This is a genomic window from Emergencia sp., from assembly GCF_048465375.1.
Taxonomy (GTDB): domain Bacteria; phylum Bacillota; class Clostridia; order Peptostreptococcales; family Anaerovoracaceae; genus Senimuribacter.
In genome coordinates, this window is sequence record NZ_DBFWLQ010000022.1 from 13,353 (window position 1) to 33,171 (window position 19,819).

19 protein-coding genes are annotated in these 19,819 nt (G+C 45.5%); 2 read left to right on the forward strand and 17 right to left on the reverse strand.

The features are described 5' to 3' along the window. Positions 1-17: 17 nt before the first annotated feature. Complete coding sequence (gene cysK / locus ACMQ5W_RS14475; protein WP_148490930.1) at positions 18-944, reverse strand: cysteine synthase A; 927 nt, start codon at positions 942-944, stop codon at positions 18-20. Between the two features lie 247 nt (positions 945-1,191). Here cysK and ACMQ5W_RS14480 point away from each other — a divergent pair, with 247 nt between their 5' ends. Both ACMQ5W_RS14480 and ACMQ5W_RS14485 read left to right on the forward strand, forming a co-directional pair. Further along, positions 1,192-1,905: a radical SAM protein gene (locus ACMQ5W_RS14480; protein ID WP_419025784.1), complete on the forward strand. Its 714-nt coding sequence runs from the start codon at positions 1,192-1,194 to the stop codon at positions 1,903-1,905. Further along, positions 1,898-2,602: a queuosine precursor transporter gene (locus ACMQ5W_RS14485; protein WP_419025785.1), complete on the forward strand. Its 705-nt coding sequence runs from the start codon at positions 1,898-1,900 to the stop codon at positions 2,600-2,602. The genes ACMQ5W_RS14480 and ACMQ5W_RS14485 overlap by 8 nt, the downstream gene beginning before the upstream one ends. Before the next feature lie 68 nt (positions 2,603-2,670). On the opposite strand, the gene ACMQ5W_RS14490 is transcribed toward ACMQ5W_RS14485, so the two are convergent. From ACMQ5W_RS14490 to ACMQ5W_RS14565, 16 genes are all read right to left on the reverse strand, one after another. Then, positions 2,671-3,561: a YitT family protein gene (locus tag ACMQ5W_RS14490; protein WP_419025786.1), complete on the reverse strand. Its 891-nt coding sequence runs from the start codon at positions 3,559-3,561 to the stop codon at positions 2,671-2,673. Positions 3,562-3,931: 370 nt separating this feature from the next. Continuing rightward, complete coding sequence (locus ACMQ5W_RS14495; RefSeq protein WP_419025787.1) at positions 3,932-6,283, reverse strand: HAD-IC family P-type ATPase; 2,352 nt, start codon at positions 6,281-6,283, stop codon at positions 3,932-3,934. Positions 6,284-6,496: 213 nt separating this feature from the next. Next, entirely contained in the window at positions 6,497-6,955 is a 459-nt protein-coding gene (tnpA, locus tag ACMQ5W_RS14500) for an IS200/IS605 family transposase (RefSeq protein ID WP_419025863.1), read from the reverse strand. Positions 6,956-7,136: 181 nt separating this feature from the next. Further along, positions 7,137-8,465: a tyrosine--tRNA ligase gene (tyrS, locus tag ACMQ5W_RS14505; protein ID WP_148490921.1), complete on the reverse strand. Its 1,329-nt coding sequence runs from the start codon at positions 8,463-8,465 to the stop codon at positions 7,137-7,139. A gap of 32 nt (positions 8,466-8,497) precedes the next feature. Continuing rightward, positions 8,498-9,127, reverse strand: coding sequence for a uracil phosphoribosyltransferase (gene upp / locus ACMQ5W_RS14510; RefSeq protein WP_419025788.1), 630 nt, complete (start codon positions 9,125-9,127; stop codon positions 8,498-8,500). 27 nt (positions 9,128-9,154) lie between these two features. Further along, positions 9,155-9,586 (reverse strand): ribose 5-phosphate isomerase B, encoded by a 432-nt coding sequence (rpiB, locus tag ACMQ5W_RS14515; protein WP_419025789.1) that lies wholly within the window; start codon positions 9,584-9,586, stop codon positions 9,155-9,157. Positions 9,587-9,598: 12 nt separating this feature from the next. Further along, complete coding sequence (locus ACMQ5W_RS14520; protein ID WP_419025790.1) at positions 9,599-10,603, reverse strand: L-threonylcarbamoyladenylate synthase; 1,005 nt, start codon at positions 10,601-10,603, stop codon at positions 9,599-9,601. Between the two features lie 42 nt (positions 10,604-10,645). Beyond that, positions 10,646-11,710 (reverse strand): peptide chain release factor 1, encoded by a 1,065-nt coding sequence (gene prfA / locus ACMQ5W_RS14525; protein WP_419025791.1) that lies wholly within the window; start codon positions 11,708-11,710, stop codon positions 10,646-10,648. Positions 11,711-11,822: 112 nt separating this feature from the next. After that, complete coding sequence (gene rpmE / locus ACMQ5W_RS14530) at positions 11,823-12,023, reverse strand: 50S ribosomal protein L31 (RefSeq protein ID WP_067534668.1); 201 nt, start codon at positions 12,021-12,023, stop codon at positions 11,823-11,825. Between the two features lie 132 nt (positions 12,024-12,155). Beyond that, complete coding sequence (locus ACMQ5W_RS14535; RefSeq protein WP_419025792.1) at positions 12,156-13,487, reverse strand: hypothetical protein; 1,332 nt, start codon at positions 13,485-13,487, stop codon at positions 12,156-12,158. A 9-nt stretch (positions 13,488-13,496) separates the two neighbouring features. Next, positions 13,497-14,408 (reverse strand): peptide chain release factor N(5)-glutamine methyltransferase, encoded by a 912-nt coding sequence (gene prmC / locus ACMQ5W_RS14540; RefSeq protein WP_419025793.1) that lies wholly within the window; start codon positions 14,406-14,408, stop codon positions 13,497-13,499. Beyond that, positions 14,409-15,446 carry a DUF1385 domain-containing protein gene (locus ACMQ5W_RS14545; protein WP_148490909.1) on the reverse strand — a complete coding sequence of 346 codons (1,038 nt, stop codon included), beginning with the start codon at positions 15,444-15,446 and terminating at the stop codon, positions 14,409-14,411. A 9-nt stretch (positions 15,447-15,455) separates the two neighbouring features. Beyond that, the gene (gene rho, locus ACMQ5W_RS14550; RefSeq protein ID WP_419025864.1) at positions 15,456-16,727 is read right to left on the reverse strand and encodes a transcription termination factor Rho; all 1,272 of its coding nucleotides are present in this window, start codon (positions 16,725-16,727) and stop codon (positions 15,456-15,458) included. Between the two features lie 222 nt (positions 16,728-16,949). Continuing rightward, a complete protein-coding gene (locus tag ACMQ5W_RS14555; protein ID WP_148490907.1) occupies positions 16,950-17,717 on the reverse strand; it encodes a hypothetical protein in 768 nt (255 codons plus the stop codon). A gap of 84 nt (positions 17,718-17,801) precedes the next feature. Next, positions 17,802-19,088 (reverse strand): sensor histidine kinase, encoded by a 1,287-nt coding sequence (locus ACMQ5W_RS14560; protein WP_419025794.1) that lies wholly within the window; start codon positions 19,086-19,088, stop codon positions 17,802-17,804. Then, positions 19,088-19,801 carry a LytR/AlgR family response regulator transcription factor gene (locus ACMQ5W_RS14565; protein WP_419025795.1) on the reverse strand — a complete coding sequence of 238 codons (714 nt, stop codon included), beginning with the start codon at positions 19,799-19,801 and terminating at the stop codon, positions 19,088-19,090. Before ACMQ5W_RS14565 ends, ACMQ5W_RS14560 begins: the two co-directional genes overlap by 1 nt. Between the last annotated feature and the right edge of the window lie 18 nt (positions 19,802-19,819).

The following is a 19,819-nucleotide window of genomic DNA, read 5'->3' on the forward strand; positions in this document are numbered from 1 at the left end:
TCCTGAGCAAAGTTTACCTATTCAAAAAGTGGTGTTGAGAAATATCTTTCCGCCGTATCTGGCAAAATGGTCACCACAGTTTTACCTTTTCCCAATTTTTTTGCCAGCTTGATTGCCGCTGCCACATTGGTTCCGCTGGAAATACCGCACATCAGCCCTTCTTTTGCCGCCAAATCTTTGGCAGTCTGCAGCGCTTCTCCATCCGAGACAATATAGATATCATCATAGATTTGCTGATTGAGCACAGCAGGAATAACGCCGTCACCGATTCCCATCTGAATGTGATTGCTGACTGTACCACCAGCGAGAATGGCCGCGTTTGCCGGCTCTACCGCCCAGATTTCAATCTGCGGGTTCAACGCTTTCAGGGTTTCACCGATGCCGGTGATGGTGCCGCCTGTTCCGATGCCTGAACAAAAGCCGTCGATTGGTCCCGCCACCTGTTCTAAGATTTCAAGACCGGTATGATGTCTGTGCACCATTGGATTTGCTTCATTTTCAAACTGCTGCGGTACAAAGACCCGCGGATTTTCTGCTGCCATCTGAGCTGCCTTTTCAACGCATTCTTCGATGCAGTCGCCGATATTGCCTGCATCGTGAACTAAGATTACGGTTGCTCCGTAGTGTTCCACCAACATCCTTCTCTCTTGGCTGACCGAGTCTGGCATGATAATAATGGTTTCATAACCTTTTACAGCACCTACCAGCGCCAGGCCGATTCCCTGGTTGCCACTGGTCGGTTCAACGATAATAGAATCCGCTTTCAAAATACCGTCTTCTTCTGCCTTTGTAATCATGTTGAAGGCAGTGCGAGTCTTTACAGAACCGCCTACATTCAGTCCCTCGAACTTCACCAGCACTCTGGCGCCCTCGGGATCGACCATTTTATTTAACTGAATCATGGGTGTATGGCCCATAGCTTCCAGCACATTGTGATATATCATTTCGTTTCTTCTCCAATCAAAAATGATTTAGTCTAACGCATAGTATACCACAAGGCGCCACTTCTGTCACGAGTCCTGCCCGTACATTTTTGACAGCAGCCAGGAAATATGCTATATTAGACAGGTAAATTACATCAGACAGTTCGTGACCATCCTGTCTATAAACAAAACTACGGAACCAATATAGACATTTTTTGCGTGCGGTTTCCGTGCGCATTTTTTGTTCGTCACGAGGAATGGAGGGAAAATGGAGCGTTATTCCATCATCGAAGAAAAGAATCCGCGGGAAATCGTCCTACTGCGAGGCCGCGGCTGCACCTGGCGCAGATGCAGATTTTGCGACTATCACCTGGACTTTTGTGCCGATGAACAGGCAAACTATCTTTTGAACCAGAAGGAACTGGCGAAAGTCACCGGCCTTTATCATAAGCTGGAAGTCATCAATTCCGGCAGTTTTTCAGACCTTGACCAGAAAACCATGGACTTGATCCAAAAAGTCTGTGTCAGTAAAGGCATTAGGGAGATTCACTTTGAATGCCACTGGAACGATCGTCAGGGCATCAAAGCCCTCCGGGCGTCCTTCTCCGCCCTGAACGTCCTGGTAAAAGTCAAAATCGGCGTAGAAACCTTTGACGCCCTGTTTCGGGAGAGTTATCTGGACAAGGGCATCACTGCCAGTGATCCCGCCCAAATCGCCACAGACTTCGACGAGTGCTGTCTGCTCTTCGGCCTGCCCGGTCAGAGCAGAGAAACCATGGAGCGGGATATCGTGACCGGCCTTACCCACTTTGAGCGAATCTGCATCAACATCATGGTGGAAAACGGCAGACCGATCAAACCTGACCCCGCCGTTATTGAGATTTTTCTCAAAGAACTATATCCTAAGTATATGGGGAATTCCCGTGTAGATATTTTGTTGGAGAACACCGACTTCGGCGTAGGAGGTGAACCCTGTGCGTAACGAAATCATCCTGCTCTGCAGCCTGGTCTGCATTTACAGCGCCGTGGTGCTGTTCTACAAGTTCTTTGGCAAAACCGGACTCTATATGTGGACCGTCATTGCCACCATCTCAGCCAATATCGAGGTTTTAATCCTGGTGGATGCCTTCGGTATGGAACAGACCTTAGGCAACGTTCTCTTTGCGTCTACATTTTTGGTCACTGACATCCTCAGTGAAACCGAAGGAAAGACGTATGCGAACAAAGCGGTCCGCATCGGCATCGTCGTCAGCATCGTCTTTATTCTGATCAGCCAGTCCTGGTTTCTCTATGAACCCAACAGCAGCGATTGGGCCATGCCTGCCATCAGGTCAGTATTCTCCAATACGCCTCGCCTGATGCTGGTCAGCATCAGCGTCTATGGCATCGTACAAGTCTTTGATGTCTTTGCCTATCACGCTATTTGGAAGCACACTACCAAACTCTTGGGTGACTCAAAGAAAGGGCTCTGGATTCGCAACAACGGCTCTACCCTGGTATCACAGCTGATGAACACGATCCTGTTTACCTTCGGTGCCTTCGCCGGTGTGCACAGCCTGGCGACGTTGTTCAACATCTGCATCTCCAGCTATGCCATCTATATCATAACCAGCCTATTGGATACGCCGGCTGTCTATATCGCAAGACGGCTGAAGCATCAGAACCGCATAAGTGAGTAGTATCTTCTACTGCAAAACGAACTAGTCCGGATTCGGACTAGTTCGTTTTTTGCAATCCATATATCTATTTAAACTCTCGACAATTTGGCCTTTTCGCTGCGAATTTGTTTTGCTTTTCCCCTTTCGAAGGAAAATCCCCGTCCCTTGACTTCTTTGACACTATTGATGGTCATAAATGCTTCCCTATCGATATTGAGAACTTCGTTCTGCACCCGGTTCAATTCCCGCCCTGAAATCACACAAAGCAGAATGTCCTGCTTATCAGCCAGGTAACCGCTCTCTCCGTAGAATACAGTGGTTCCGACCACCATCTCTGCCAGACGGCAGCGGATTTCTTCATACTTTTGGCTGATGATGACAAGCTGCACCGCGCCGCCTCCAGCCACCACCACTTTGTCTGCAACCATAGAGTAAAGAAAAGTCATCATGATACCGAGAAGTACCTCTTCACTGCCGTCTGCAAAAAATACTTGAGATATCAAAATGGTGAAATCAATGAGATACATCGGCAGTCCCACCGGCAATCCCAGCTTACGGTTACATATGATGGCGATAATGTCTGTACCGCCTGTAGAAGCACCGGCTTTGATGACAATGCCCAGACCGATTCCAATGAAGACGCCGCCATAGATGGCTGCTAGCAAGGCGTTATCCGTAATATCGGCCAAAAACTCCATTCGCTCAAAGAAGTTGATAAATAGAGGATAGGCGAAGGTACTGACCACAATAGATATGGCAAACTTCTTCCCCAGCATGGCAAAACCCAGGGCAAAGAGCAGACCGTTGACTACCGCTACCGTATAGGAGACCGGAATCCCGTAAAAATACTGTACAATTCGTCCGATACCGGTAGCACTGCCAATCATGATGCCGTTTGGCAGAATAAAGGCTACCACGCCAAAGGCGGCTAACGCCAGCCCTGCTAAAACGCCAATATAGTTTATCATCGCTTTTTTCATTTTATATTCCCTCTCTCTTAAACGCTGTCATGTCAGCAAAGGTTTCCTGCCAAAGGAGACCTTGATCTGATGATGAATAAGACGAAAATATTATATCACTTATTTTTGTGTTTTATCAACAATATTTTTGTATATTCCGGCATATTTTTTATATTAATATAACAACATATCTCAATTCCACCTTCTATGTTATGTCTTAAAGGAGTCACTGCAAACAGCAAGGGCATATTCGTCCCAGCTTTATGGCTCGAGCAAAGCAAACGAAAAAACATACGGAAATACGTCCTTCATCCATATTACTTACAGAATAAAAATAGCCGATACGGCTGGGTTTATCACCCAGCAGCATCGGCCGTTTTCAAATTCCTATCTATTTCGTTTTCTTTTCTTTTTTTCTTCGCGGTCTTTTGTTGAGAATCCGCCCACACAAACTGGTGAATTTGTAAATATACCTGAACAGCGCTTCTGTAGCGATCAGAAATACCACCAGCAGCATCGCAGCCTGGCCGGAAATGCTGTTGATTCCGAACAGGTCCGGCATAAAGAAGGTGCAGAAGGCCATCCCCAATACCATGACCGTAATCAAAGCGATGTGCAGGCCGTTAGCAGGCTTTGCCACTTTCCCTAAAATCATGAATCCGACCAACCCTACCAAGATGGTGCAGGCTGTGGAAATGCACACAGGATCAATTTCAAACACTTGTCCAAAGACTACCAAGGAACTGACACTGATAAAAGTTGTAATTCCCGCTGGCGCCGCCATCTTAAAGACATTGCCGAAGAACGTACCCTTGATCAAATTCTTGTTCGGCTCCAGAGAAAGCACGAAGGATGGCATGCCGATGGTGAACATACTGATCAGCGTAATCTGCGATGGTTTTAACGGATACGACAAGACACTGATCATGGAGAAGAGTGCCAACAGCAGTGAAAAGATGTTCTTTGTCAAGAACAAACTGGCTGTCTTTTCGATGTTGTTTACCACTCGTCTTCCTTCGCCGACGACAGAAGGCATCTTAGAAAAGTCAGAGTCCAGCAGCACCAATTGAGCCGCGTTAGAGGCTGCTTCACTGCCTGATGCCATGGCAATAGAACAGTCAGCGTCACGCAGCGCCAAAATATCGTTGACGCCATCGCCGGTCATGCCCACTGTCTTGCCCTGTTTCTTCAAGGCTTTGACAAACATCCTCTTCTGCTCCGGCGTCACTCTGCCAAAGACAGTATACCGTTCCACAGCTTCATAAATCGCCCGCTGATTGACCAGCTGTCTCGCATCAATATACATATCTGCGTCCTTGATCCCGGCCTGCAGTGCAATATTAGAAACCGTAACCGGATTATCTCCCGAAATGACTTTGATGTCTACGCCGTTTTCAGCAAAATACGCAAAGGTTTCCGGCGCAGCTTTTCGAATCGGATTGGTCAGATAGACCAATGCCAGCAGCTGGGCCTGTCCCTGCAACGGCTGTCCCTCTGGCACATCGGCAATTTTGGCAAAGGCCAAAACACGAAAGCCCTGTTCACTGATGCTGTTAATCTGTTCTTCGTATTGGGAAAACCCTTCCCGCAAAACAAATTCCGGTGCGCCAAGAACAAAATTTCCATCGTTGTAACTGGCTCCGCAATATTTATATTTGGAGGAAAACGGGCAGACCGTATTAGGATGTCTGCCGCTGCCTTTATTGAAATAGGCCTGCAGTGCCGCCATAGTGATGTTATCAGGATTCTGGCTCTGCGCCATATCGCCGATCAGCAGTGCCATCTCCTCTTTGCTGATACCGTCGTAAATCAGATCAAAACTATCCACTTTCATCTCATTTTCTGTGATGGTTCCGGTCTTATCCACACATAAAACATCAACTCTGGCCAGAGTTTCAATGCACCTCATGTTCTGGACCAGGACATCCTGCCGCGCCAGGCGCATGGCACTGACCACCATGGCGATGCTGGCCGTCATATAAAGTCCCTCTGGAATCATGCCCAAAACAGCAGCGACCATGGAGGTGACACTTTCTGAAAAACTATCGTTCAAAATGTAGCACTGTTGTACGAACAAAACGATGCCTACAGGTATGATGATAATACCGACGGTCTTGACCAACCTGTCCAGAGACTTGATCATTTCTGACTGTTCCCCGCCCTTATCTTTGGTGGCCTCGATGGTCAGTTTTGATATGTAAGAATCCCGCCCCACAGCGGTCAGCACTGCCGCGCACTCGCCAGACACCACGAAACTGCCAGATAGAAGCTGTGCATCTTTTCCCTTGGTGATTTCATCGGCTTCTCCTGTAATCAATGCCTCATTGACTTGTATACTGCCGCTGACGACTTTGGCGTCGGCCGGAACCTGACTGCCCGCCCGCAGAATCACACAGTCAGACAGCACCAGTTCTTCCACCGCAACAGTGGTCTCTTTGCCGTCTCTGATGACGTGGGCCTTTGGCATTTTCAGCAGTTTCAGTTTATCCAGGGTATTCTTCGACTTGATCTCCTGCGCAATACCGATTGCAGTGTTCGCCAGGACAATCAGCATAAAAGAAAGATCCTTGAAGGAGCCTACTACTACCAAAAGTACCGCTAGAACGGTGAAAATCAGGTTGAAGTAGGTGAATACGTTATCTTTGACAATTTCTTTGACTGTGCGGGTCGACGAGTTTACCTGTTCATTGGCAAGCCCTTGCTCTCGCCGATCCGCTGCTTCTCTGTTTGTTAATCCCAACATTTTGCCTGTCTCCTTTTATCTGTTGTCTTATTTTATCACAAAATTCTATAAGATTAAACAGGGATTTCATTTCTGATGAAATCCTTATAGATTCACCACGACAAAAAACCAGCCACGCGTCAAACGCGTGGTTTTCGTTTGACGGGCAAAGCCCTCTGCTCCTCGCGGACACGTCAAACGTGTAAGCAGTCTGCCAGCTGCGTGTTTCATATCTTACTTCTTCGAATTCTTGAACGGACCCACTCCGGCCATCGTCAGCTGGTCACCCAGCCGGTCTTCTTCAAGCTGGTTCCCAATGTATTCGGCAATCCTTGCCTCATTCTTCCCAACGGTGTCTACATAATACCCCTTGCACCAGAACTCCCGGTTGCGGTATTTGTACTTTAGCTCACCGAACTGTTCATACAGCATGGTGCTGCTCTTCCCTTTGAGGTATCCCATGAACTTTGACACGGAATACTTCGGCGGGATCTCCACCAGCATATGGACGTGGTCAGGGCATATCTCTGCGGCGATGATATGCACTCCCTTCCATTCACACAGCTGCCTCAGGATCTTACCGATTGCATCCTTGTGTTCCCCAAAGAATGCCTTCCTTCTGTATTTTGGCGCAAATACAATGTGGTATTTGCAATTCCACTTAGAATGCGATAAACTGTTAATGTCATTCATACTCATTTGAATGTCCTCCTTCTCTTTCTTCGTTTGCAGTTGGCAGACCGCATTCTAAGTATAGCAGAAGGAGTTTCTTTGTTCAAAGGTATAACCTTTCCGGAACCACGCGTCTAACGCGTGGTTTTACTTATACAAAAAAGAGCTGCCTGTCGCGGGCAGCTCTTTTGTAATTCTCATCTTATTTGATTACAACCTTATGGAACTTCTTCTTACCTTTCTGGATCAGAATTTCTCCATCCTGGAACATATCCTTGGTTACGTTCTGCTTTGGATTCGTCACCTTCTCGCCGTTGACGGAAAGACCACCCTGTTCGATGGTTCTGAAGCCCTCACCGTTACTTGGAACCAGTCCCAATTCTTTAATCAGGGAAATCAGACCTTTGCCTTCACCTTCGAAGTCAGCAGCTGCCATTTCTGTAGTCGGAATGTTGGCTGCATCTCCGCCGCCGCCAAAGGCAGCTCGCGCGCCTTCCAAGGCTTTCTTCGCTTCTTCTTCGCCGTGAACCAGCTTGGTCACTTCGTAAGCGAGAATTTCCTTGGCTTCGTTAATTGCAGCGCCTTCCAGAGAAGCAAGCCGTTTTACTTCCGCCATCGGCAGGAAGGTCAGCATTCTCAGACATTTTTCTACGTCTGCATCAGCGACGTTTCTCCAGTATTGGAAAAACTCATACGGAGAAACTCTATCCGCGGAAAGCCACAAAGCTCCGTTCATGGTCTTGCCCATCTTCTGGCCTTCGCTGTTGGTGAGCAGCGCAAAAGTCATACCCTCTACATCAATGTCACACCATTTTCTGGACAATCTCTTGCCTGCCAGAATATTGGACCACTGGTCGTTGCCGCCGAACTGCATCTTGACACCGAAGTCTCTTGCCATGACAGTGAAGTCATAGCCCTGCATCAGCATGTAGTTAAATTCGAAGAAGGACAGTCCGTCCGCCATTCTCTGTTTAAAACATTCAGCTCTCAGCATTTCGTTTACATTAAAGTGAGTCCCCACTTCTCTTACAAACTCTACATAGTTCAGAGGTCTCAGCCATGAAGCGTTATTGACGCTGATCGCTTTGCCTGGAATCGGGTCTCTGTTTTGATGCCCTGGAGAGTAGACACCTTCGTTTCCTTCATATTTCCACTCGTCGTCAAAATCGAGGAACTGATCGAAGAGCTTCTTAAAAGCTGCACAGTTATTATCAATCGTTTCCACGGTCATCATCTGACGCATATCCTGTCTGCCTGATGGATCACCGACCATGCCGGTTCCGCCGCCCAGAAGAACTACCGGAGTATGGCCGTACTTCTGCATATACATCATGATGATTACTTGCATAAAGTGGCCTACATGCAAGCAATCGGCTGTAGGGTCAAAACCAATATAAAACTTGATTTTCTCTTTTCCTAAAAGTTCTCTGACGGCTTGTTCATCAGTTACCTGCTCGATAAAGCCTCTCTCTTTCAGGACATCATAAACATTGTCGTATTTACTTACGCTATCCGGTATAAAGTTTTTCATCTATCTTTCCTCTTTCTATAAATTATTTTCTTTTATTTGGTGCCGTACAACCGATCCCCCGCATCCCCCAGACCCGGTACGATGTAGGCATTCTCGTTGAGGCACTCGTCCTTGGCAGCAATATAGATATCTACATCCGGGTGTGCGCTCTGCAATGCTTCAATTCCTTCTGGAGCTGCGATCAGACACATGAATGTGATATTAGTACCGCCTCTCTGTTTGATGAAGTCAATCGCAGCGACTGCACTGCCGCCAGTTGCCAGCATGGGATCGACGACAAAGATCTGTCGTTTCTCTATATCCTTTGGAAGTTTGCAATAGTATTCGACAGGTTCATGGGTGTCCGGATCCCTATATAACCCAACATGTCCCACTTTGGCGTTAGGCACTAGTTCCAGCATTCCATCAACAAAACCCAGCCCCGCTCTTAAAATCGGGATAATGGCGATATCCTCACCTTTCAGCATGTTGACCTTGGTCTTACAGACCGGCGTCTCGATTTCAACCTCTTCCAACGGAAGATTCCTGGTTGCTTCAAAACCCATGAGCAGGGCAATCTCTCTCGCCAACTCCCTGAAGTCTTTCACGCTGGTGCTGGTCTGTCTCATCAATGCTACTTTGTGCTGAATGAGTGGATGGTCGAATACATATACTTTGCTCATTACAATTCCTCCAAGTCTTATCTATATCTACATTTCATCTAGCATATCTGTTCTTCTCTTGTGACGTCCGCCTTCAAATTCTGTATCAAGCCAGGCATCGGTGATCTGAATCGCCAGTTCCGGGTCAGTCGTCCTTCCTCCCAGTGCTAATATATTGGCATTGTTGTGTTTTTTCGTCAGTTCTGCCATCTCTACAGATGTGCACAGACCGCAGCGAATTCCTTTGACCTTATTGGCTGCAATGGAAATTCCAATGCCTGTGCCACAGACAACAACACCTAAATCAGCTTTGCCGGAAGCAACTGCCTCGCCACAAGACTTTCCATAGATGGGATAATCCACGGACTCTTCGGAATGCGTTCCGAGGTCCACTACTTTATATCCCCTTTCTATCAGATGTTCTTTTACTATTTTCTTCAGTGCCAATCCACCGTGGTCATTTGCCATTGCTATAATCATAACAAATTCCTCTCAAACTTTCCTTATATTATATCCTGCTGATTTCAGCATTCTGTTCATAACAGAAAACCCGATGCCCTCTTCTCTCAGGGCGGCTGCCAAAATCACGTCGGCGCCTTCTCGATCCGCTTCCCGCAGTTTTGCAAAAAACTGATGAGCCGCGGCTTTCTGCTCTCCGTTGTCAAAGATGATTACGCAGACTTGCTGCCCCAAAGCCTCTCGTTCTATGCGCTCGCGGTCAATGGCCGCTTCTACGTCATCCCGCCGTCCTTCAAAGACAATCATCTGCGCTTTGGGGGCATAGTGTTTATATTTCATGCCCGGCGCTTTTGGCTTAAAATCCTCGTTATTGAACTTGTCCGGCCGTTTATTCAAAGTGGGATCGAGAAGTACCTTTTTTCCTAAAGCAGTTTCTAAATCTTCTTTTGTTATAATCCCCGGACGCAAAATCATCGGAATTAAACCGGTCATGTCGATGACGGTAGATTCAATACCAAATTTACAGTCGTCGCTGCAGATGATGGCATCGACTCGTCCAACCAAGTCATCGATGACATGCTGTGCCGCCGTAGGGCTAGGTTTGCCCGAAAGGTTGGCGCTGGGCGCTGCAATAGGGCATCCCGCTTTGGCAATCAATTCCAGGGCTACCGGATGATCCGGCATCCTGATACCGACAGTATTCAGTCCCCCTGTGGTCACATCAGGAATTACAGGGTTTCGTTCTACAATCATCGTCATCGCCCCCGGCCAAAAGACCTTCATCAACTTTTCCATATCTTTAGTAATTTTAGGTGTCAGCCTTTTCATATCGTCATATGACGATATATGCACGATCATGGGATTATCTGACGGCCTCCCCTTTGCGGCATAGACTCTGCCTACCGCCTCGCTATTCAAGGCGTCAGCTCCCAGTCCATAAACCGTTTCTGTGGGAAAAGCCACCAATCCGCCGCCAGCGATAATTTCAGCGGCTTCTTCTATCTCTTCAGTTGTATCATTGAGTATCTTTGTTTTCATAATTCACATCCAAACCGCCACAGAGAATTTTAACCAGCTTTCTTAGAAGTTCTTCATCTTCTCCGCCTGATCACTCGTAATCAATCCGTCGATGATCTCATCTAATTCTCCATCCAGAATGGCGCCCAGCTTATATAACGTCATGCCAATTCTGTGCTCAGATACCCTTCCCTGTGGGAAGTTGTAAGTTCTAATTCGCTCACTTCTGTCGCCGGAACCAACCTGGCTCTTTCTGGCTTCAGAAATCTCTTTGTTCTGCTCCTGCAGCTTCAAATCGTATAATCTCGATTTAAGCACTTTGAAAGCCTTTTCTTTGTTTTTAATCTGTGATTTCTCATCCTGACAGGTAACAACCAGGCCAGTCGGTTCATGGGTCAGTCTGACTGCGGAATCCGTCGTGTTTACACACTGGCCGCCATTGCCCGATGCCCTGTACACGTCTACTCTGACATCACTCGGGTTCAGATCTACTTCTACGTCGTCCACTTCCGGCAGCACCGCAACGGTCGCTGCAGAAGTATGGACTCTGCCTGCTGATTCTGTTTCTGGTACACGCTGCACTCTGTGAACACCGCTCTCATATTTCAGTCTCGAATATGCGCCTTTACCCTTGATTAGAACAACGGCTTCTTTAATTCCGCCGATGCCTGTATCATTGATATCTATCAGTTCCGTCTTCCATCTATGTCGTTCTGCATATCTCATATACATTCTGAGTAAATCCTGGCCGAACAGTGCGGCTTCTTCGCCGCCCGTACCAGCTCTGACCTCCAAAATAACGTTCTTTTCGTCGTTGGGGTCTTTCGGCAAAAGCAGAACCTTCAGTTCACCTTCCAGTTCCTCGATTTTGTCCTCCAGTTCATTGACCTCCATCTTGGCAAGGTCTCTCATTTCCTCGTCAGTTTCATTCTCTACGATGTCCTTGGCGTCTGTGAGATCGGTTTTCGCCTTCTTGTACTCCTCGTATTTCTTTACAATGGGCTCCATTTCTCCCATTTCCTTTATATGCTTCTGCCACAGCGGCTGATCATTGATAACCTCTGGATCAGAAACCTTCAAGGACAATTCTTTGTATTTTTCAACAATGAAATCTAACTTATCAAACATTTATATCTCCTCAATTTTAATAATTTACGAATCTACTTGATTCTATAGTATACCATAAATTCCTATATTTAAAAAGCCGGAAATTGCATTCCGGCTTTGGTTTCTCTGATTATTAGTCAATGTGATACTTGTTCTTGAACTTTTCAACACGTCCACCACGGTTGATGAACTTCTGCTGTCCTGTAAAGAACGGATGACATGCTGAGCAAACATCAAGTCTCATTTCTTCTTTTGTTGACTTTGTAACAAAAGAATTACCACATGCGCAAGTTACTTTACATTCCTTATAATCAGGATGGATTCCTTCCTTCATGCTTTACCTCTTTCCTGCTCAGGCACACACCTTTGCATAATTTTTTGCTGAATCTAATGCAGCTTTTATACTATATCATACTTGTCTGTCGGAAGCAAGTGTTTTTTGCCTGCAATTATTTTTCTTCGCTCACTAAGCTTTTCGGTTAGCAATGTTAGACCACTTTGTATAAATTTTTTTACCATCTACGCTGCGAGCACCACGTACCTTGTAGTAATATCTTGTGCCCTTTTTGATTGACTTTGTATTGATATACGAGTTGACTTTTCCACTTTTTGTCTGGTAAATTGCCTTAATTCCATATCCCGTAGTCCGTTTCTTTGAGCGAAAAACTTGATAGTAGTCCACCCTATATCCTTTAGATTTCCTCCAGGTTACCTTAATCCCTCTTTTGGCATAAGCGGCCTTCACATCGATCTTGGTCGCCTGTATGCCATCTTTGATTTTCTTTCGATCTGCCTCATTGCCAGTGGCAGGCGGGTTTAACTCTACCGTCTCTCCAATTTTTGAAAAAACGACTTGTATAACGTCGCCTTCAGAGATATTCAGCCTAGTTGTCATTGCTACTGAAACCCCATTTACTATGATTGCCTGTATATAATACCCTTCTTTAGGGTGGATGGATAATAGATTCGTATCCTCCAAATCGATCGAACCTCCAAAATCATTTATCACATCAAGCGTATAATTGCACGTTTCTCCCGGGTAGAATTCTTTATTGTAGTACAGTTTATAAAAGCTGTGATCTGTTACGGGAAATGTTACTGTGCCATCCTCATTAGAAACACAGGCAAAATCTCTGTCCTCCTTATTATGCGAGGTTGCCCTGCAAGTCAAAGGTTTGTTTGCGATTCCCCCCTTTGGCACTACAGTAAACGTAGCATTGTCTTCAAGAAAATCAAAGGAATTAACAACATTTCCTTCCAAGTCTTCTGCCTTAATTATTATCGTATACCGATTCTCGGCAAAATTTTGGCAATTAATTTGCATCCTAACCACCCGGTAACGATATTCGTCAAACAGTTTTCTTGCTCCAATCCCGGTAATATGAAAATATCCTGCATCAGTGAGTATTCCAAAAGAATTCATTCTTCCCCTGTCTCCAAGAGGTAATTCCGTGACATCAAATTCAATATCTGAGAAATGAACATCTCCATCTTTACTCGTCACATCAATATAAAACTCATCAGCACCCACATCATAAGAACGTAATGCAAGGTCATAAAGACTATCTGCGGTTATTTTACATGTTCTGATTTTCGAGCCTTCCGGAGCGTATACCGTCTGCGACCGATCGGGATAAGCTCTGATTCTTTTTGCTACAGGCCCCGGAACGATTGTATTAATATTTGTGGTACCTGTTTCCTCCGTCCAAGCCGTTACCGGAAGAGGGATCCCACCCAATAATATGCATATAACCATTGTAATCACAATTAGCTTAATCTTACCAATATGTTTTGCCATAGTCCCTCCTCATTTTTTTCCAACTACCGTTGCGACTACGATTCGATCCCTGCCAGCCAGATCCTGCAGACAGGTGATGTTTTCAAACTGCCCTGTTTCTGCCAGGAGTCCGCAAACTTCCTCTTTTTGGTCATGACCGATTTCAAACATCAGGATGCCCGCTTTTTTGAGACAGCCCGCCGCATCAGCGATGATACCTCTATAGAAATCCAAACCGCCAAGGCCGCCGTCCAGAGCCATCATTGGCTCATGATCACGGACCTCTTTCTGCAGTGTCGGTATGACGCTTGTTTTTATGTAAGGCGGGTTGGAAATGATCAGGTCAAACTTCTTGTTTTTAAATTTCCCTTTAAAAGGCACCAGCAGATTACCGCACTCAAAGCTGACCTTCTTGGCTGCGCCTAACTTTTCGGCATTCTCCCGGGCTACCGCTATAGCCTCCTGGCTGATGTCGGAACAGGTCACTTTTACATTGTCACAGAGACTGGCAAGAGAAATTCCGATTGCCCCGCTGCCACAGCAGAGATCCAAGACATCAAATTCCTTCTTTTTCTTCGCCAGCAGTTCTACGCCTCGCAGCTTATTTTCTTTGATGACGCTGATGGCATCTTCTACCAGTGTCTCTGTATCCTGCCTCGGAATCAGCACACTCTCGTTGACTTTGAAAGCGAGTCCCATGAACTCCTGGCTGCCGATGATATATTGCACAGGCACACCAGCAGAACGTCTGTCCAACAGCTTAAAATATTCATCACAGAGGCTGTCCGGCAGAATTTTTTGGTACTCCAGAATCAGCTGTGCATTGCTCACATTCATCAAAAAACAATATAGGATTTTGCAGTCGATGGCAGCGTCTGCAATGTGACTCTCCTCAAGTTGTCTTCTGCCTATATTCAAAATTTCTTTTACCGAGAGACTCATCTATTCCTCCACAACTTCATTCTTACTCTTACGTTCAATCTTTCGTTCTTCTACCAAGTTTCCGTCCAAATCACAGATTCCCTCAAAATACGGTGTATCACCAGGAACCATGACCGCCTTTGTCGCCGCGATGGCAACCTCCAATTGGTCGTCGGAGGGTTCCTTCGTCGTCAGTTTCTGCAGATAAAGTCCCGGCAAGCTGAGTATTTTGACGAGCCAATTGTCACTGCGTCCTGCCCATTTGAGCAGCTCATAGGAGAGTCCTGCCACGACAGGTACCAGCAGCAGCCTGGAAACAATACGCAGCGCAAGATTGGGCCAGCCAAGGAAGAGATGCAGCACAAAGCTGATTACCATGACAAAAAGCAAAAAGCTGGTTCCACAACGCGGATGCAGTGTATAGAACTGCTGGGCATTCTGCGGCGTTAATTCAAGATTATTTTCGAAACAGTGTATAGTCTTGTGCTCTGCTCCGTGATATTGAAATACGGTCTTGATATCCTTCATCTGGCTGATCAGAGCGATGTATACGACAAAGATTACGATACGCATGACACCTTCCACCAGATTGAACACAAAATCGCTGTCAATCAAAGGCTTCAGGAAGTTTGCCACTACTGTCGGCAGTAGAATAAACATACCGATGGTCATCGCCAGGGCGAGAACGACAGAGAGGTAGATCATAATATTCCAGGTCCCCTTCTCCCCAAATTTCTCATTCATCCAGGTCTCCAGCCGGCCGGCCTCTTCCTGCTCCTCTTCTGGCCAGTTAGCCTCCAGTACATCGGCAGAATACATCAAAATGCCCGTGCCCTGAACCAGTGACGTGACAAAGGAAACGACACCCCTGACAATGGGGATCTTCGTCCACTTCCCCAGTTTCTTATTGGGCTGCGTCTTCATGTGTATCCTTCCGTCAGGGAGTCTGACTGCTACGGCGGTCCGCTCCAGTCCGCGCATCATGATACCTTCCATGACAGCCTGTCCTCCGACCGGAGTCGGGCAGGCGTCTTTCAAAAAAATCTTGCTTAAATCCATCTTTTACCCCTATTGTAAAAATATCTTCTTTATAATCTGTACAAAATCGTTATTGTTTTTCGTATGTGCCAGGTTGTCGATGATGGTCTCGGTGACATCCTGGGTCGGACTGTTGGCCATTTGGCGCCTCATCGCCCAAATTGCTTCTAATTCATCCTGCGTCATCAAGAGATCCTCTTTTCTGGTTCCTGACTTGTTCAAGTCGATAGCCGGGAAAATTCTCTTTTCGGACAGTTTGCGATCTAAATGAAGCTCCATATTACCTGTACCCTTAAATTCTTCAAATATAACATCGTCCATACGGCTTCCTGTTTCTACCAAGGCCGTAGCCAAAATGGTAATGCTTCCGCCTTCTTCAATATTTCGGGCAGCTCCGAAGAACTTTTTCGGTTTATGGAGAGCACCCGGGTCAAGTCCGCCTGACAGGGTTCTGCCAGATGACGGTACGACCAGATTATAAGCCCTGGCAAGCCTGGTGATACTGTCCAGCAAAATGACCACGTCTTTACCGTGCTCAACTAAACGCTGTGCTCTGGCGAGAACCATCTCTGCAACTTTGACATGATGCTGCGGCAGTTCGTCAAAGGTAGAATAGATGACCTCGCCTCCGTTGAGTGATCGCTTCATGTCCGTCACTTCTTCTGGTCTTTCGTCGATCAAAAGCACAATCATCTCTGCTTCTGGATGCCTTTTTTCAATACTGTTGGCAACCCTCTTGAGCAAAGTGGTCTTTCCAGCTTTTGGCGGTGCTACGATCAGGCCTCTCTGCCCTTTTCCGATTGGCGCAATCAGATCAATCAGCCTCATGGACAAATCCCTGGAACTGTCCTCCAAAGTCAATCGCTCTCTCGGGAAAATCGGTGTCAAATCCTCAAAGTCGGGTCTTCTGATCGCCACGCCCGGCTCGTCTCCATTGACAGTCAGAACATACAGCAGAGCGCCAAATCGTTCTCCTTCGTTGGGCAGTCTAGAAATCCCCTTGATCTGATCTCCCGTCTTCAGATTAAATCGTCTGATCTGTGTTGGCGATACATATACATCTTTATCACTAGTCAGAAAGTTATTGAATCTGAGGAAACCGAAGCCTCCTTCAGCAATTTCCAAAATTCCTTCGACCTCCGGACGAGGCTGTTCTTTCTTTTCTTCTCTTACAGGTCTTTCTCGCTTTTCCGGTTCCTCTTCACAGCAGATGAGTTCTTTTTTCTCTTCAGCAGAGTCAGGTTCTTCCACCATACATTCTTTTTCTTCTTCTAAAATCTCTTCTTTTTTCTTTCTTGGCATATTCATTACGGGCACAAAAACTGCGCCCTTTCCTTTCTATGTAAATTATATAAATTCTATCTTTTTTATCTCTTGGGAATTCTCTCTAGATATGAGGATCATGCCTCATATATCTGAAAACAACTTTTCTAGGACTATAAATCTTATTTCATTATAATACAACATCTGGAAAAATAAAAGAGGGCTTTTTTGTCGAAAGCCCTTCTTTTCGTGCATTTTTATTTATTCTCCAAATATACTGGCAAGCCAATTGTCCACCTTGTCTTCAAAATCGTCACCCCATTGCTCCATCTTCTGTTCATATTGGTCTTCTAATTCCTTCAAACGATTCTCTACATCTTTAGAAAAATGTTCTGTATTCAGATTGCCCATAAACCCATTGATAAAAGCGTCGCTGATATGAAATATCCACTTATGATCTTCTAGCTTTGCGGATACGGTTACAGCCATGGTTTTATCTCCCTTTGCCGCTTCCAGATATGGCTGCATGCCGTCTTTGTCATCTTCAATGCCAGACAGATCCTTTATCATCTGTTTCAAGCCAGTATCATCGCTTGCAATCATCTTTTCCATGACGTGAATCATATAATTTCCCGTTACGTCTGTCATATCTGTATTGGTAATGGCAAGATAAACTTTCGCCTTATCTCCATTCCGTTTTACATCTTTAATTTCCCAGCTCAGGTTCTCTGTAATCGTTTCTGCAAATTTTAAATCAGCTTCATACCGTTTCCCTTTTACCAAATCTGTCTGCGAGATCCTGTTAAACACGCGATATTCTTCTGCCGTAGTAAATCCCAGCCAGCTTCTGTCCCTGCTCACTAAATTATCCGTGCAGTCATTAAAGGCCTCTAGATCCAGTGATTTCAAGGACTGCATCATACTCTCCGCAGCAGCTTCTGGTGATTGATGCCTCATAACACCCGTCCTCCCGCTGCATCCAGTCAGACACAGGCAGACCATCACTAAGGCAAGTATCCATTTTTTCATGTTGTCGTTCCTCCTATCTATTCTGCTGCCATCATTATATTTCTTGATTTCAGCAGGAACAACAGCCATGACACAAATCGACGGTCAGATTGCAAAAACAGACGGTAGCATCGCCGAAAAAGTGAACCATCCGCTTTTGCATTGTAACGTGCTGGTTCCATTGTATTTCTCTATCACAGAATTTATGTTGTGCAATCCGACCCCATGCCTTTCACGATCCTTTTTTGTTGTCAATACGGTTTTGTCCTTTATCTCAACCGCCTCTTCTACCGGGTTTCGTACAGATAAAATCAATTGTTCTTCTTCTAATATCATCTTGAATTGAATGATTTTGTTATCTTTTAATCTCTCGCAGGCCTCGATGGCGTTGTCAAGCAGGTTGACTAGAAGGGTGACAATATCCTCTTCCTCCAGGTTCAGCGAGGATAAGTCTCCTATTTTCATAACCATAGCGATTCCTTTTTTCTGCGCATACTGATATTTCTGATTCAATACCACATTGACCACATTGTGATTCGTGTTGATTGTGTTCGTATGCTGCTGTAACCCGCCCGTCAATTTTTTTACATAGCAGAGGGTTTCTTCCGTCTGCCCCTCCTCTAGCAGGCCTTGAATACACTGGAGCTGATTCTTGTAATCGTGCAAATATTTTCGCTGCTGGTCAAAGCTGGTCTGCATGCTCTTATATAGGCTCATCTGACTCCAGGTACGTACCTGGCTCAGCCGCATTTTCTGCATTTCAGCTTCTTTCTCAAGAAGATTTCCAATAATATAGATGGCGAGGATATTGATGATACCAAAGCCCACAACAGCTACAACAATTGCATTCCTGTTAATATTGACATCGCCCCACAGTATGATTGTGATGGACATGATGACAATCAGGCTGAAAATAGGAAAGTAACCGAAGCGACCCCATTTTGTATCTGCCAACGAGCCCATCCTCCCTTTATATTGATGATGAAATAGCACAATCAGACATAGAAACAGGATGTCTGCAATGTCCTCCTGAAAATCAAAGACTAACATCCTTTCCAGAGAAAGCGCATAGACGCAGGCCAGAACCAGGGTGTTGGTAATCCAGAACAGCGCACAAAAAAGCACCGATAGAATCACATTTTGCATGACTCTGATCTTGTAATATATCTGTGTAATAATGCTGATCGCTAAGATCAGCCGCAGCGCTTGAAATATGTATGGCGGCACTTCACTAAAGGAGATAATCATAAAAGCAGACACAAAGGCTGGAATTATCGATTTTTCAATCCAGCGGTGTTCCCACTTCCGCAGGGGAATAAGTGTTTCAAAGAACAGTTTACAGCTAAAGCTCATCACTACGGAAAGAGCCAGGCATTTGATGATCAATTCCATCACATCGCTCCTTTGTATGCGGTAAAAGCTTCTTTGGCCGCTTGAAACCTGCGCCGCGGAATCGGCAAGCTCTCTCCAGTATCCAGTACCGCTTCATAATTGTTGACTTTGCGAATGTGCTTCAAATTGACAAGATAACTCTTATGAATGCGAAAGAATCCGTACTCTGACAGTTCTTCTTCGATATGATCCAGCTTGTCGTAAATTTCGTAGTGGGTAATAGAGACGTCCATATAGTAAAAAACTGCTTTGTGCTTCTTGCTTTCCACATAGAGCAAATTGTCAATATAGATATTCTGTCTGCCCTGCAGAAAGTCAAACCCTACTTGCAGGTGTCTCATCTGTTCTAAAACGGCGTCCATGGATTCTCTGACAGAGATCTCCAACGTATTTTTCATAATATATCGCACCGCATTCACTTTATACCCTTCCAGTGCATAATCGATAAAAGCGGTCACAAAAATAATATAGGTCGAAGAATAAAAGCGCCTTATCCGCATAGCAGTCTCAATTCCATCCATCTCGTTCATGTTGATATCCAAAAAAACAATATCGTATTTTACAAGATTTTCTTGCTGAGAAATAAAAGACTCACCAGACTGAAACAAGACGAGTTCTGCGTTTAAATTGTGCTCCTGCAAATACGCTTTCAGGAGGTTCCCTATTCTATCTCTATAATATTTCTCATCGTCACAAATAGCAATTTTCAGCATATCTTTTCCCGTCCTACA

Bases quoted from the DNA above. Each gene is read 5' to 3' on its own strand.
- rpmE (WP_067534668.1), bottom strand. From the start codon at position 12,023: ATGAAGGAAGGAATCCATCCTGATTATAAGGAATGTAAAGTAACTTGC.
- ACMQ5W_RS14520 (WP_419025790.1), bottom strand. From the start codon at position 10,603: ATGAAAACAAAGATACTCAATGATACAACTGAAGAGATAGAAGAAGCC.
- ACMQ5W_RS14535 (WP_419025792.1), bottom strand. From the start codon at position 13,487: ATGGCAAAACATATTGGTAAGATTAAGCTAATTGTGATTACAATGGTT.
- ACMQ5W_RS14490 (WP_419025786.1), bottom strand. From the start codon at position 3,561: ATGAAAAAAGCGATGATAAACTATATTGGCGTTTTAGCAGGGCTGGCG.
- tnpA (WP_419025863.1), bottom strand. From the start codon at position 6,955: ATGAATGACATTAACAGTTTATCGCATTCTAAGTGGAATTGCAAATAC.
- prmC (WP_419025793.1), bottom strand. From the start codon at position 14,408: ATGAGTCTCTCGGTAAAAGAAATTTTGAATATAGGCAGAAGACAACTT.
- upp (WP_419025788.1), bottom strand. From the start codon at position 9,127: ATGAGCAAAGTATATGTATTCGACCATCCACTCATTCAGCACAAAGTA.
- ACMQ5W_RS14565 (WP_419025795.1), bottom strand. From the start codon at position 19,801: ATGCTGAAAATTGCTATTTGTGACGATGAGAAATATTATAGAGATAGA.
- prfA (WP_419025791.1), bottom strand. From the start codon at position 11,710: ATGTTTGATAAGTTAGATTTCATTGTTGAAAAATACAAAGAATTGTCC.
- ACMQ5W_RS14545 (WP_148490909.1), bottom strand. From the start codon at position 15,446: ATGGATTTAAGCAAGATTTTTTTGAAAGACGCCTGCCCGACTCCGGTC.
- tyrS (WP_148490921.1), bottom strand. From the start codon at position 8,465: ATGAAAAACTTTATACCGGATAGCGTAAGTAAATACGACAATGTTTAT.
- ACMQ5W_RS14495 (WP_419025787.1), bottom strand. From the start codon at position 6,283: ATGTTGGGATTAACAAACAGAGAAGCAGCGGATCGGCGAGAGCAAGGG.
- cysK (WP_148490930.1), bottom strand. From the start codon at position 944: ATGATATATCACAATGTGCTGGAAGCTATGGGCCATACACCCATGATT.
- rpiB (WP_419025789.1), bottom strand. From the start codon at position 9,586: ATGATTATAGCAATGGCAAATGACCACGGTGGATTGGCACTGAAGAAA.
- rho (WP_419025864.1), bottom strand. From the start codon at position 16,727: ATGCCAAGAAAGAAAAAAGAAGAGATTTTAGAAGAAGAAAAAGAATGT.
- ACMQ5W_RS14555 (WP_148490907.1), bottom strand. From the start codon at position 17,717: ATGAAAAAATGGATACTTGCCTTAGTGATGGTCTGCCTGTGTCTGACT.
- ACMQ5W_RS14560 (WP_419025794.1), bottom strand. From the start codon at position 19,088: ATGGAATTGATCATCAAATGCCTGGCTCTTTCCGTAGTGATGAGCTTT.
- ACMQ5W_RS14480 (WP_419025784.1), top strand. From the start codon at position 1,192: ATGGAGCGTTATTCCATCATCGAAGAAAAGAATCCGCGGGAAATCGTC.